This is a genomic window from Dactylosporangium sp. NPDC049742 (assembly GCF_040674675.1).
GTDB lineage: Bacteria > Actinomycetota > Actinomycetes > Mycobacteriales > Micromonosporaceae > Dactylosporangium > Dactylosporangium maewongense.
On the sequence record NZ_JBFANF010000070.1, the window covers coordinates 19,668 to 33,119 of the forward strand.

Annotated in this window: 10 protein-coding genes; 8 read left to right on the forward strand and 2 right to left on the reverse strand. The window is 74.6% G+C overall.

What is annotated here, in order from left to right; translation table 11 throughout:
- Window positions 1–165: 165 nt before the first annotated feature.
- The 6 genes from AB0J72_RS49075 to AB0J72_RS49100 all read left to right on the forward strand — a co-directional run bounded on the left by AB0J72_RS49075 (window position 166) and on the right by AB0J72_RS49100 (window position 9,705).
- A complete protein-coding gene (locus AB0J72_RS49075; RefSeq protein WP_363412923.1) occupies window positions 166–936 on the forward strand; it encodes an ATP-binding protein in 771 nt (256 codons plus the stop codon).
- 644 nt (window positions 937–1,580) lie between these two features.
- A complete protein-coding gene (locus tag AB0J72_RS49080) occupies window positions 1,581–5,618 on the forward strand; it encodes a Pls/PosA family non-ribosomal peptide synthetase (protein WP_363412925.1) in 4,038 nt (1,345 codons plus the stop codon).
- Between the two features lie 109 nt (window positions 5,619–5,727).
- Window positions 5,728–6,537 carry an arginine deiminase-related protein gene (locus AB0J72_RS49085; RefSeq protein WP_363412927.1) on the forward strand — a complete coding sequence of 270 codons (810 nt, stop codon included), beginning with the start codon at window positions 5,728–5,730 and terminating at the stop codon, window positions 6,535–6,537.
- Complete coding sequence (locus tag AB0J72_RS49090; protein WP_363412929.1) at window positions 6,534–7,289, forward strand: BPL-N domain-containing protein; 756 nt, start codon at window positions 6,534–6,536, stop codon at window positions 7,287–7,289. The genes AB0J72_RS49085 and AB0J72_RS49090 overlap by 4 nt, the downstream gene beginning before the upstream one ends.
- Window positions 7,286–8,941 carry a heparan-alpha-glucosaminide N-acetyltransferase domain-containing protein gene (locus AB0J72_RS49095; RefSeq protein ID WP_363412931.1) on the forward strand — a complete coding sequence of 552 codons (1,656 nt, stop codon included), beginning with the start codon at window positions 7,286–7,288 and terminating at the stop codon, window positions 8,939–8,941. The genes AB0J72_RS49090 and AB0J72_RS49095 overlap by 4 nt, the downstream gene beginning before the upstream one ends.
- The gene (locus tag AB0J72_RS49100) at window positions 8,938–9,705 is read left to right on the forward strand and encodes a BPL-N domain-containing protein (protein ID WP_363412933.1); all 768 of its coding nucleotides are present in this window, start codon (window positions 8,938–8,940) and stop codon (window positions 9,703–9,705) included. Before AB0J72_RS49095 ends, AB0J72_RS49100 begins: the two co-directional genes overlap by 4 nt.
- 30 nt (window positions 9,706–9,735) lie before the next feature.
- Here AB0J72_RS49100 and AB0J72_RS49105 read toward each other — a convergent pair whose 3' ends face one another.
- Window positions 9,736–10,581 (reverse strand): hypothetical protein, encoded by an 846-nt coding sequence (locus tag AB0J72_RS49105; protein WP_363412935.1) that lies wholly within the window; start codon window positions 10,579–10,581, stop codon window positions 9,736–9,738.
- A 122-nt stretch (window positions 10,582–10,703) separates the two neighbouring features.
- On the opposite strand from AB0J72_RS49105, the gene AB0J72_RS49110 reads away from it, so the two are divergent.
- Together AB0J72_RS49110 and AB0J72_RS49115 are read left to right on the forward strand one after the other, a co-directional pair.
- The gene (locus AB0J72_RS49110) at window positions 10,704–11,741 is read left to right on the forward strand and encodes a cation diffusion facilitator family transporter (protein WP_363412937.1); all 1,038 of its coding nucleotides are present in this window, start codon (window positions 10,704–10,706) and stop codon (window positions 11,739–11,741) included.
- Window positions 11,742–11,747: 6 nt separating this feature from the next.
- The gene (locus AB0J72_RS49115; protein ID WP_363412939.1) at window positions 11,748–12,089 is read left to right on the forward strand and encodes a metalloregulator ArsR/SmtB family transcription factor; all 342 of its coding nucleotides are present in this window, start codon (window positions 11,748–11,750) and stop codon (window positions 12,087–12,089) included.
- Here the strand turns inward: AB0J72_RS49115 and AB0J72_RS49120 are convergent.
- The gene (locus AB0J72_RS49120) at window positions 12,059–13,399 is read right to left on the reverse strand and encodes an acyltransferase (protein ID WP_363412941.1); all 1,341 of its coding nucleotides are present in this window, start codon (window positions 13,397–13,399) and stop codon (window positions 12,059–12,061) included. The genes AB0J72_RS49115 and AB0J72_RS49120 overlap by 31 nt on opposite strands.
- Between the last annotated feature and the right edge of the window lie 53 nt (window positions 13,400–13,452).

Sequence of the window (13,452 nt, forward strand, 5' to 3'; positions counted from 1 at the left end):
AAAACGATGGATTTGCGGCGATCCGTCGGGACCACAGTGCCGGCCAAATCCAACTGGATTGGCCGTTTCGCTGCCGCGACGTAATTCTTATTGGATGATGGCCACACTCCGGGTCCGAGGGCGCGGAATGCGATCCAGCGGGATGGATAGAGAAGTGGAGCGGCGGTGATCGAGTCAAGGGTGGGTCTGCGCAGCGACATCGAGCAGGGCACAGTCGAGGTCATCGTCGAGGGTCCGTGGGACGGGCGGGTCAAGACCGACCTCGCCACCGCGGTCCGGAAGGGCCTGGCGGAGCAACCGAGGGCGCTGCTGCTGAACCTGACGGCGGTCGAGCAGCCCAGCCCCGCGCTCGTCGGCGCGGTCCTGCTGGCCGAGCGGCACAGCGGCTCCATCCAGCCGCCGGTCCCGCTGGTGCTCGTGGCGTCGGACGCCACCTGGCGCAAGCTGGTCGGCGCCGGGCTGATGACACGGATCCCGATCTACACCACCATGGCCGCGGCGCAGGACGCGCTCAGCCACAGGACGCCACCGTTCGGCCGGGTCAGGCTCGACCTGCAGCCCGAGGCGATGGCACCGTCGACGGCGCGGTCGTTCGTCGGTGACACGGTCCTGGCCTGGGACCTGCGCGCGCTGCTGCACCCGGCCCGGGCCATCATCTCGGAGCTCGTGACCAACGCCGTGCAGCACGCGCGGACGCCGTTCACCGTGACCGCCTCCCGCCGCTGGGACCTGCTGCATCTCGCGGTCGAGGACGGCGATCCGGCGCTGCCCCGCATGATCAGGCCGGTACAGCGCGAGGACGTGCCGCTGGACGTCCGGGGCATCGGGCTCGGGATCGTCGCGCGATCGGCGCGCGCCTGGGGGGCGACGCGGACCGCGGCGGGCAAGGTGATCTGGGCGACCCTGGCGACGGTGCCGGCGCAGCGCCGGACCTGAGCACGGGTCGGTAGCCCGCTCGGCGGATGCGCGGCGCCGAGGGCGACGCGCGGCCCGCACACAGACCAGCACGACTCCGGCGACCGGCCGGCCGACCCGCCCGCACGTGAAGGTCGTGGCGCCGGCGGGCCGGATCACGCCGCCCGACTCCGTCCGAAGTGGATCGGCGCCGCGCTGGTGCTGCTCACCGCCACGGACCCGCCGCACCTGGTGAAGGCGTCCGGGATCGACCCCGGCACGCCGGATTCCCCGCACCGCGAACCCGGGCCGCGTGCCCCGGTGAGGCGGCGTGTGACGCGCGCAGAGCACCTCGGCCCACCGTCGCGGCCGCTGAGGGTGGGGGCGGCGTGCCATGGGTGGTCTCGTGGTGAGAACTGACCGACGCCGCTCCCGCGACCTGAACCGGGGCGGCAATCTGAGGATGCGGCGCCCACCCAGGTGCCGCTGCCTCCGTTGGACCGCACCCGGTCACGCTGTGGCACGGCACGCCCGGGTCCGCCCCCGGCGCGCCCCCGTTCATGACTGTCGCTGAGACCCGCGGCCGGTTCCACGCCGGCCGCGGTGCCCCGCTGCGCCTTGGCGGCAGCCGCGCCGCCGGCCCGCACCCGTGCCGCGGCGGCATCAGCAGAGATAGGGCTGAAATTTTGATCCAGGCAACCACCAGGACGACAGCGCCGCCGTCCCGGCAGCACGAGATCACGGCGCGACGCCTGCACCACGTGTTCGAGACCGCGTGCGACCGCACCCCCACCGCCGTCGCACTGGAGTGCGACGGGATCCGCCTCACCTACCAGGACCTCGACGAGCGCGCCAACCGTCTCGCGCACCGGCTGCGCGGCCTCGGCATCCGCGGCGGCGCCCGGACGGCGATCCTGCTGCAGCGCTCCGTCGCGACGTACGTGGCGCTGCTCGCCGTCGGCAAGGCCGGCGGGGCGTTCGTGCCGATCGACCCGGAGTCGCCCGCCGACCGGGTCGCGTACATCGCCGAGGACTCGGCGATCGCGCTGCTGCTGACGTCGGCGGAGCTCGCCGACCGTGCCGAGGGGCTGCCCTGCCCGGTGCTGCGCGTCGACAGCACCGGCGGCCCCGACGAGACCGCGGAGGCCGGCGGGGACGGCGGCGCCGCAGATGCACCCGCGCCCCGCCCGGAGCCGGACGCCGCCGGCGACCCCGCCGCGTACATCATCTACACCTCGGGCTCCAGCGGCCGCCCGAAGGGCGTGGAGGTGGCCCAGTCCAGCATCTGCAACTTCCTCGACGTCGTGCCGGGGGTGTACGACGTGCGCCCCGGCGACCGGGTCTACCAGGGCATGACGATCGCGTTCGACTTCTCGATCGAGGAGATCTGGCCCACGTGGTCCGTCGGGGCCACCCTCGTCGCCGGGCCGACCGACTCGCGGCGCTTCGGCACCGAACTCGCCGACTTCCTGGACTCGTCCGGCATCACCGTCCTGTACTGCGTGCCGACCCTGCTGGCGACGATCCCCCGGGAGCTGCCCCGCATCCGCAGCGTCCTCGTCGGTGGGGAGGCCTGCCCCGGCCAGCTCGTCGAGCGGTGGAGCCGGCCGGACCGGCGCATCCTCAACACCTATGGGCCGACCGAGGCGACCGTCACCGCGACCTGGTGCGAGCTGCTGCCCGGGCGGATCGTCACCATCGGCCGGCCGCTGCCCACCTACAGCGTCGTGCTGCTGGACGAGCAGCGCCGGCCGGTCCGCGACGGCGAGGTCGGCGAGATCTGCATCGGCGGGCCCGGCGTCGCCCGCGGCTACGTCGGCCGGCCCGAGCTGACCGCCGACCGGTTCGTCGAGCACCCTCTCGCGCCGCCCGGATCCCGCCTGTACCGCACCGGCGACCTCGGACGGCTCACCGCCGACGGCGAGGTCGAGTACCTCGGCCGCGCCGACGCCGAGGTCAAGATCCGCGGCCACCGGGTCGACCTCGGCGAGATCGAGAACGTGCTGCTGGAGGACGCCGGCGTGAGCGAGGCGGTCGCGGCGCTCGTCCCGGTCGGCACCGGTGACGACGCGCCCCGGGAGCTCGCGGCGTACGTCGTCTGCCCGGTGCCCGACGACTCGCTGGTGCCCCGCCTGTTCGAGCAGTTGCAGGAGCGCCTGCCCGGGTACATGGTGCCGGCGTACCTCGACGTGGTCGAGGCGCTGCCCGCCATGCCGAGCGGCAAGGTCGACCGCAAGCGGCTGCCCGCCCCGGTGCACCGGCGCCCCGCCCGCGGCGCCGTCGTCGCCGCGGACACCGAGCTCGAGGAGCAGGTCCGCGCGGTGTGGGCCGAGGCGTTCGGGCTGGAACCGCAGGCCCTGTCGGTCGAGGCGCACTTCTTCGACGACCTGGGCGGGCACTCGCTGCTCGCCGCGCGGGTCGTGTCGCTGCTGCGCACGCGCGGCATCGGCGCCAGCCCCGCCGTGCGCGACCTGTACAGCAACCCGACGGTGCGCGGCCTGGCCGGCCGGCTCGCCGCGCCCACGCCGGGACTTGCCGCGCCGCGCCGCCCGGCGCCGCTGCGCCACGGCAGCCGCCGCATCGCGGCCGCCGGCGCCGGCCAGGCGCTCGTCATCTACCTGCTGGTGCTGCTCATCACGCTGCCGGTGTCCTATGTGTACACCTGGAACAACGGCCGCGTGTCCTTCGAGGTCCTCGCCCAGCTGATGATGGCGATCCTGGTGAGCTACCTCGGCGTGCGCTGGATCGTGCCGGTCCTGCTCGCCCGGCCGGTCGCCGCCGGCATCCGCCCCGGCCGGTACCGACTATGGGGCCCGACCTACGTGCGGCTGTGGATGCTCGACCTGCTGCTGGCGCTCGGGCCGATGACCGTGCTCAGCGGCTCGCCGCTGATGGCGGTGTACCTGCGGCTGCTCGGCGCCCGCGTCGGCGCCCGGACCACGATCGCGACCAGCTCGATCGGCGTTCCCACCATGATCGAGATCGAGTCCGACGCCACCGTCGGCTACGGCGTGTCGATGCGGCCGTGGCGGGTCGAGCACGGCTGGGTCGTCGTCGAGCCGATCACGGTCGCGCGGCACGCGTTCGTGGGCGCCAACGCCGTGCTCGAGCCGGGGTCGTCGGTGCGGTCCGGCGCCGGGCTCGGCGAGCAGTCCGTGCTCGAGCAGGGCGAGACCGTGCCGCCCGGCGCGCGGTGGGCGGGCTCCCCGGCGGCGCCCGTCGACGGGCTGGGCTCGACGGTGGAGGTCATGCTGTCGGCAAAGGGCCGCCGCCAGAACTGGCACCCGAAGCACCTGCTCGCCGCCGGCCTCGGCGCCGTCGGCCTCGAGCTGAGCGCCATCGCGACCGTCGTGCCCAGCGTGGTCCTCGTCTGGTGGGCGCTGCTGAAGTGGGGGCTGCTCGCCGGTCTCGTCGCCACCGTCCCGGCCGGGCCGCTCTACGTGCTGACCACCTGCGCGGTCATCGCGGGCGGCAAACGCCTCGTGCTGCGGCACGCCCCGGCCGGCATCCACCCGGCCCGCTCCGGCCTCGGCATCCGCAAGTGGATCGCCGACAAGCTGCTGGAGTTCAGCCTGCTGTTCACCAACTCGCTGTACTCCACGCTGTACACGGTGCCGTGGCTGCGGCTGCTCGGCGCCCGCGTCGGGCGGGGCGCCGAGGTGTCCACCGCCGCGCACCTCGACCCGGACCTGCTCACCCTCGACCCGGACAGCTTCGTGGCCGACATGGCCAGCGTCGGCGCCGCCACGTTCGCCAACGGGCGGATGGCACTGCTGCCGACCAAGGTCGGGCACCGGGCGTTCGTCGGCAACGCGGCGTTCGTGCCTGCCGGCACCACCCTCGGCGCCGGCAGCCTCGTCGGCGTGCAGACCATGCCGCCGGACGAGGACGTCCCCGACGGCACCTCGTGGCTCGGCTCGCCCGCGATGCACCTGCCGCGGCGGCAGAGCAGCGGCACGTTCTCCGAGCAGGAGACGTTCCGCCCGCCGCGGCAGGTGGTGGCGCACCGCCTCGCCGTCGAGTTCGCCCGCGCGACCGCGCCGGCCTCGCTGCTGGGCATGAGCGTCTACCTGTACCTGTGGGTGCTGTCGGCGCTGGCCCGCGGCCGTGACCTGCCGGTGCCGGCGCTGGTCTCCCCACTGGTCGTCATGGCCGCGGGCGCCGCCGTGATCGGGTGCTGCGCGGCCACGAAACGCAGCATCATCGGCGCCTACCGGCCCAGGGTCGAGCCGCTGTGGAGCACGTTCGTGCGGCGCACCGAGTTCGTCACCGGCCTGTACGAGGCCGCGGCGATCCCGGCCGGGCTCGGCATGCTCGTCGGCACCCCGTTCCTGCCGCCGGTGCTGCGCTGGTTCGGCGCCCGCATCGGCCGGCGCACCTGGATCGGCACCACGTACCTGACCGAGTTCGACCTGGTCGAGATCGGCGACGACGCCGCGGTCGGCGCCGAGGTGTCGCTGCAGACCCACCTGTTCGAGGACCGGGTGATGAAGATGTCCGTCGTCACCGTCGGCGCCGGCGCCAGCATCGGCACCCGGGCGATCGTGCTGTACGACGCCGTCGTCGGCGACGAGGTGTCGCTCGGCTCGCTGTCGCTGCTCATGAAGGGCGAACACCTCACGCCCGGCAGCCGATGGCGCGGCATCCCCGCACAGGGCGTCGCCACCCTTCCGGCGCTCGCCACCCTCCCGGCGCCGGCCACCCTCCCGGCGATCGCCGCCTGAACCGTCCGCCGTCCGGCCCGCACCGGCGCCCGCCGTCCGCGTGCCTGCCGGTCGCGTGCGCACCGCCCGCTTCGCAAGATCCCGTCACACATCAAGGAGGACACGCCCCGTGAACACCGAACTGCTCGTCTCCGACGCCACCCACTTCCGCATCGACTACGAGATCAACCCGTACATGCACACAGACGTGCAACCCGACCCGGCCGCGGCCAACGCCGAGCACGACGCGATCGTTGCCGCGCACCTGGCCGCCGGCCGCCTCGTCGAGTACGTCCCCGCCGCATCCGAGTGCCCGGACATGGTGTTCACCGCGAACGCCGCGGTGGTCCGCGGCGAGCGGGCCGTGCTGGGCTTCCCGCCGCCGGAACGCAAGGCGGAGGTGTCGTACTTCGAGGAGTGGTTGGTCGACCGCGGCTACGACGTGGTCGAGGCGCCGTACCCGTTCAGCGGCCAGGGCGACGCCCTCGCCTGCGGCGACCTGCTGCTCGCCGGCTACGGGCAGCGCACCGACCAGCGCATGCACGCCGTCCTGGCCAAGGAGCTCGACTACGACGTGATCCCGCTGCGCACCGTCGGCCCGCGCTGGTACGACCTCGACCTGGCCGTCGCCGTCATCGACCCGCACACCCTGGCGTACTGCCCGATGGCGCTCGACGAGCCGAGCCGCGGCACCCTGCGCGCGCTGGGGCTGGACCTGATCGAGGTCGGCCTCGACGAGGCGTCCCGCCTCGCGCTCAACCTGATCAGCGACGGCCGCACCGTGACGATGACCCGCGGGGTGCCGCGCCTGGCCGCCGCGCTGCGCGAGCGGAGGCTGCACGTGGTCGAGCTCGACACGACCCAGCTCGCCAAGGGCGGCGGCGGCGTGCGTTGCACCGCCCTGACCCTGGACAACCCGCCGCGACAGGGGTCGCGGTGATCGCATCCCGGCGCGTCCGGAGCACCGGCGGCGGGCGCGTCATGGCCGCGACGTGCCGCCTGCCGGCCGCGCAGCCCACCGGCGGGTCCGCCGGGGCGCCGGTGGCGCTGGTGTACCGCGGGCCGGCGTCCCTGCCCGGCTGCCCCGAGGCGGTGGCCGAACTGCTGCGCGGCAGCCGCTGGGGCTTCGACGTGCGCTTCGTCGGCCCCGGCGAGGACGTGCAGGTGTCGGCGCGGGCCCTGTCCGGTGCGGTCCTGTACGCGCAGCCCGGCGGCGGCCTGCTCTCGCACGGCTACCGCCACCTGCGCCGGCACCGCGCCGCGATCCGCGAGTTCGTGCACGACGGCGGGCGGTACCTCGGCTTCTGCCTCGGTGGGTACCTGGCCGGCGCGACCCCCGGCTTCGGCCTGCTGCCGGGGGACACCGACCAGTACATCGCCTCGGCCGCCGCCACCGTCGTCGAGCCGCACGACACGCTCGTCGAGGTCGCGTGGCGGGGCCGCGCCCGGACGCTGTTCTTCCAGGACGGCCCGTACTTCTGGGTGCGGCCCGACGCCGGTGCGACGGTCGTCGCCACGTACCCCAACGGCACCGTCGCCGCGCTCGTCGCCGGCTTCGGGGAAGGCCGGGTCGGGGTCGTCGGCCCCCACCCGGAGGCGACCGGCGACTGGTACGCCGATGCCGGGCTGTCCGTGGACCGGCTCGGCGTCGACCTGGGCCTCGACCTGGTGGACGCGGTGATGACGGCATGACCGCCGTGCAGCACGGCGCGGGGGACGGCGCGGTGCGCCCCGGCGACCTGGCGACGTCCGCGCCGCCCGCGCGAGCCGCGGCGCCACGCACCCGGCAACGGCTCATCGGCATCGACGCCGCCAGGGGTGTCGCGCTGCTCGGCATGATCACCCTGCACTCGCTGTGGGAGGCTGACGCGGCAGGCAACCCGACCTGGTCGGACAGGGCGTTCAGCGGGCGGGCGGCGGCGGCCTTCGCGCTGCTCGCCGGTGTCGGCATCGCGTTCGTGTCCGGCCGGCGACGGGTCCTGGCGGCCGACCGTCCCGCCGTGGCCGCCGGGATGGCCGCCCGGGCCGTCGCCATCGGTGTGGTCGGATTCCTGGTCTGCGCCGCCGACACGACGCTCAAGGCGGTGATCCTGCCGTACCTGGCGGTGGTGTTCCTGCTGGCGATCCCGCTGGTGTTCCTGCGCACCTGGACCGTCGCCGTGGTGGGGCTGCTCCTGGCGACCGCGGGCCCGGTCGGCAACTACTTCCTGCTGCCACGGCTGCCGGAGCCGGAGCTCGGCAACCCGTCGTTCATGAGGCTCGTCCAGGACCCGATCGGGATGCTCACCGAGCTGACGTTCACCGGCTTCTACCCGTCGCCGACCTGGCTGGCGTACGTGTGTGCCGGCATCGTCATCGGGCGGCAGAACCTGAGCCGGCGGCGGTTCGCCGCCCTGCTGCTGGCCGTCGGCACGGTCGTCGCCGTCGCGGCGCACACGGCCTCCACGCTGCTGCTGCACCGCTACGGGGGGCTGGCCCACATCTGGGCCGCGCAGCCGCGCGGCGATCTGACGGCGGCGCAGACGACCGAGCTGCTCAAGTTCGGCGGCAACGGCAACGTCCCGTCCAACACGTGGTGGTGGCTGGCGGTCGACACCGCGCACACGGGCACGCCGCCCGAGGTGTTCGGCGCCGCCGGTTGCGCCGTCGCGGTGCTGGGCCTGATGCTGCTCGCCGCGCACGTCACCCACCGGGTGCTGGGGCCGGTGTGCACGGTCATCCTGGTGTCGCTGGCCTCGGCCGGCAGCATGACGCTGACCTTCTACTCCGCGCACATCCTGTTCATCAACTCGGATTTCGACACGTACAGCGCCGGGAACGGCTGTCTCGTGCAGGTCGTCGGCGCGGTGCTCATCGGCCTCGCGGTCAGGGGAACGGTCGGCCGCGGCCCGCTGGAGGCGGCCGTCGCGGCGCTGGCCAACCGCGCCCGGCGGTTGACCACGTCCCGCGGCGCGGTCCGGGTCGCCGCCACCGTCACAGCTACCGCCACCATCCCGGTCCAGGCCTCGCCGGCGCCGGTCTCGGCTGTGCCGGCGGTTTCGGCACCGGCTTCGGTCCCGGCTTTGGCGCCGGCACCGGCTTCGGCCCCGGCTTTGGCGCCGGTACCGGCGCAGGCGAAGTCCTCGGAATCCTCGACGGATTCGACGACGGCGTTCGATGGGTCGGGGTCCGGTGGACCGGTGCCTGATGGCTCGGCATCAGGTGGGTCAGGGGCAGGTGGCTCTGGGCCAGGTGGGCCGGTGCCGCGGCGGGCGCCGCGACGGCCGCGTGGGCCCGGCGACGGACGCCGCCGCGTCACCCGGCGACGGACGCAACCCGGGGCGGGGCAGGACAGCGGCCGGTGAACCGGCGGCGGTTGCTGCTCGGCGCGGGTGGCGCCGGTGTCCTCGCCGCGCTCGGCGGGGCGGCCGGCACCGGGTACATGATGCTGTCCGGGTCCGGCGACCGGCCGCTCGCTCTCGTCTACCGCGGTCCGGCCGCCTGCGCGGGTTGCTCCGAGGCGGTCGCGGCCCTGCTGCGCGGCGCGCCGAGCGGGTTCCGGACCGAGTTCTGCGGCCCCGGCGAGCAGGTGGCGCTGTCCGCCGACTCGCTCGCCGGGGCCAGCGTGTATGCGCAGCCCGGCGGCGGCGACGTCCGCCAGGCGTGGCGCCGCCTGCGCGGGCACGCCGAGGAGGTCCGCGGCTTCGTGCACGGCGGCGGCAACTATCTCGGGTTCTGTCTGGGCGCCTACCTCGCCGGCGCCGACCCCGGCTTCGGCCTGGCCGGGGTCGGCGTCGAGGGGTACATCTACAGCGCTGAGGCGACGGTCCACGACCAGGACGACACCGTCGTCGGCGTCGATTGGCGGGGCCGGCGGCGGCACATGTTCTTCCAGGACGGCGCGCTGTTCCGCCCCAAGCCGGGCACGCCGGTGACGGTCCTGGCCACGTACGACTCCGGCGGGGCCGCGGCCGTCGTCACCGGCTACGGCTCCGGGCGCGTCGGGCTGGTCGGCCCGCACCCGGAGGCGGACCGGTCCTGGTACGACGACGCCGGCCTCACCAACCCGGACGGCGTCCGGTTCGACCTCGGCCACGACCTGATCGAGAGCACCCTGCGCCGAGACTGATCCGGCGCCGTCGGCCCGCGCCGGCTGGGGTCAGGAGCCGCCGCCGCCGGCGATGTCGGGGGAGCGGGGCGCCGGGCGGAACGCCGCCGCGATCCGGTCGGCCATGGTGCCGATCGCCCGGCGGTTCGCCGTGTCCTGCTGCGCCGTGTCCTGCTTCGCTGTGTTCTGCTGCGCCGTGTCCTGTGGCGGAGTGGGCGGCTCGCACCACGGCAGCCCGTCGACCCACGGCGGTGGGTGCGCGCCGGCCGGCCGGTGTTGCAGCGTGCCGAAGGCCACGTGGTCGGCCAGGCTTCCGCCGTGCGCGTGGCACCGCTCGGCCCGGTCGAGCACCTCGGCGGCCGCGGCCCGGCCCTGTGCGGTCAGCCGCGGCCCGGTCAGCAGGCGGCGGACGACGAGGTACAGGCCGGCCGCGGTGATCAACCCGATGGCCGCCGCGGTGGCCGCCGTGGCCGCGCCCTCGACGAGCGCCGCGCCGACGATGACGCCCGTCACCGCCACCACCAGGGTGGCCAGGACGCCGCGCAGCTGGTCCCACGCCGGCGGCACCGTCTGCCAGAGCCCCGCCGTCTCGCCGCTTCGCCGGGCCCGCACGTACAGCGTCCGGGCGGCGCCGGCGGCGGCGTGCCGGTGCAGCGACACCTCCCGCTCCGGGCCGAACAGCTCACCGAGCAGCGCGGCGTCGGCCGCGCCGATCCTGCTCGCGGGGTCGCGCGCGTGCGACACGTCGACCGCCCACAACCCGGCCGGCTGCTCCTGCCAGCGCAGCGTCACCAGCCCGCGCTCGGCCACGTCGACCAGCTGGGCGGCGACCGCCCGCCCGTCCAGCGGCCGCCCGGCCAGCTCGGCCAGCAGCTCGTCACGGATCCGATCCGGCACGCGCCCTCCCGCCCCCGGTAGGCGCCCGATCGTATGCGGCAAGGTCAACGGCGGGTGGCAGTTGCCCATCGGTGGCAGTTGCAACGTTGTCGCGTGCGTACATGAGCACATAAAGTGGAGGCATGGGCGATCGGCACGAGCACGGGCACGAGCACCACGCGGGCTCCCGGTGGGCGGCGGCACGGCACCGGGTCGGGCATCTGCTGACACCGCACTCGCACGACACCGCGGACAGGGTCGACAGCGCGCTGGAGACCTCCCGGGAGGGGATCCGCGCGCTGTGGGTCTCGCTGCTGGTGCTGGGGGCGACCGCCGCGATCCAGGTCCTGGTCGTGCTGGTGTCCGGGTCGGTGGCGCTGCTCGGCGACACGCTGCACAACATCGCCGACGCGCTGACCGCCGTGCCGCTCGGGGTGGCGTTCATCGTCGGGCGCCGGGTCGCCGATCGGCGGTACACCTACGGATACGGCCGCGGGGAGGACATCGCCGGCATCGTCATCGTGCTCACCATCGCCGCGTCCGCGGTCTTCGCCGGGCTCGAGGCCGTCGACCGGCTGCTCAACCCGGCCGGGGTGACACACCTGCCGTGGGTGGCGGTCGCGGCCGTGACCGGTTTCGCGGGCAACGAGATCGTCGCGCGGTACCGCATCCGCATCGGCCGGAGGATCGGCTCGGCGGCGCTCGTCGCGGACGGCCTGCACGCCCGCACCGACGGCTTCACCTCCCTCGCCGTGCTCCTCGGCGCCGGCGGCGTGGCCGTCGGCTGGCGGTGGGCCGACCCGGTCGTCGGCCTGGCCATCACCGTCGCGATCCTGTTCGTGCTCAAGGACGCGGCGCGGGAGGTGTACCGCAGGCTGATGGACGCCGTCGACCCCGCACTCATGGACACCGCCGAGGCGACCCTCGCCGGCACGCCCGGCGTGCGGAGGGTCGCCGCGCTGCGGATGCGCTGGATCGGCCACCGGCTGCACGCGGAGACCGATCTCGTCGTGGCGGACACGCTGACGGTCGTCGAGGCGCACGCCATCGCCCTCGACGCCGAGCACCGGCTGCTGCACGCGGTGCCCCGGCTCACCGGGGCCACCATCCACACCGACCCCGACAGTGCCGACGCGCACGCCGCCGTCGCGCACCACCACCGGGCTCACGCGGTACCGTGAGTGCTCATGTACGCACCCGACGAAACCACGGTCGACGCGCCGACCGACGTGCAGGTCGCGACCGCGGTGACCGCGCTACGGATGCTCGCCGACCCGACCCGCCTCCGGCTGCTGTGGGTGCTGCGCGACGGCGAGCAGGACGTCAGCACCCTGACGGCGGCGGTCGGCGCCGCCCGCCCGGCGGTGTCGCAGCACCTGGCCAAGCTGCTGCTCGCGGGCCTGGTCCACACCCGGCGGGACGGCCGGCGGGTGCTGTACCGGGCGGCCGGCGGGCACGTCCGCCGGCTCGTGACCGAGGTGTTCCACGCGGCCGACCATCATCTGACCGGCGCGCCCGAGCACGACTGACGCCGCCGCCAGTGCTTCAGCGTCAGCGCGCGGCGCTCGACGAGGTGCCATGACGCGTAGGCGACGGCGGCGGTGATCGTCAGGCTCAGCGCCGTGTAGGGCAGGTAGCCCCAGCGGTTGGCGCCGAACGTGGCCAGGAGCTGCTGGACGACGAAGCCGTAGATGTAGATGCCGTAGGAGTAGTCGTTGACGGCGCCGACGCGGCGCAGCCGCCGCGGTGCCCGGACCGCCGCCCACACCAGCAGGTAGGCGAGGGTGGGGAAGCCGGCGACGAAGAACCCGCCCAGCAGGAGCGACGCGGTCAGGATCACGAGGCAGCCGGCGGCGAGGCCGTCGTGGATCGGGACGCGGTCGCGGTACAGCTCGATGGTCGCTCCGGTGAGGAACAGCGCGCCGAGGTAGATGAGCCACTGCACCGAGACGCTGCCGACCAGCGGCGGCACGATCGCCCCGTAGTGCTGCGCCGGCGGCCCTTCCAGGGTCCAGCCGCGGATCTGGTCGGCGACGATGCAGCCGTACAGCACGGCGGCGAGCACCGGCACGAGCCACCGCACCCGGCGCAGCACGGCCGTCACCGCGAGCACCGCGACGACCGCGTAACAGGTCGACTCGTAGACGAGCGACCACAGCGCGCCGTCGAAGACGCTGTTGCCGCCGATCTCGCGGCCCCAGGGGGTGTCGGCGAGGAGGTCCTGGATGCCGTACTGGCGCACGCCGGTGAACCAGTTGCCGGCGACGTACTGCAGCGGCCCCTTCGGCCCGTCCCAGAACCCGGCGAGGGTGCCCCGCTGGTGCAGCGCGACGACCGGCGCGGCGACGAACGCGGTGACGAGCAGGCACACCCACAGGCCGGGCAGGATGCGCAGCGCGCGGTGCCAGGCGAACCGCCCGACGCTCGTGTGCCCGGCGGAGCGGGTGATGAGCAGCCCGGACAGGACGAAGAAGCCGAAGACCGCGAGCGTGCCGACGTTGGTCTGGGACCGGAACAGGCTCCGGCCGAGGTCCTCCCAGCCGAAGCCCAGCGACGTGGCGTGGGCGAGGACGACCGCGACGGCGAGGCCGAGGCGGATGGCGCCGATGCCGTTGTCGCGCCCGTCCCACCGCCCGGCGAGGCTGCCGTGGGCGAGGCGGTAACCGCGCGGCGGGGCGCCCGGTGCGTGGTTGCCGGTGCGGCTGTCGGCATGGTCGCCGGCGTGGGTTCCAGTGTGGGTCTCGGTGTGGGTCTCGGTGTGGGTCTCGGTGCGGGGTTCGGTGTGGGTCTCGGTGTCGGGGGCATGGTGCGTCGGCCGCCGGCCGGCGGTTGCGGGCATGTGGAAGCTCCAGGTGTGTTGCGTCGGTCAGGACACGTCGCGAGCGCCGTGCC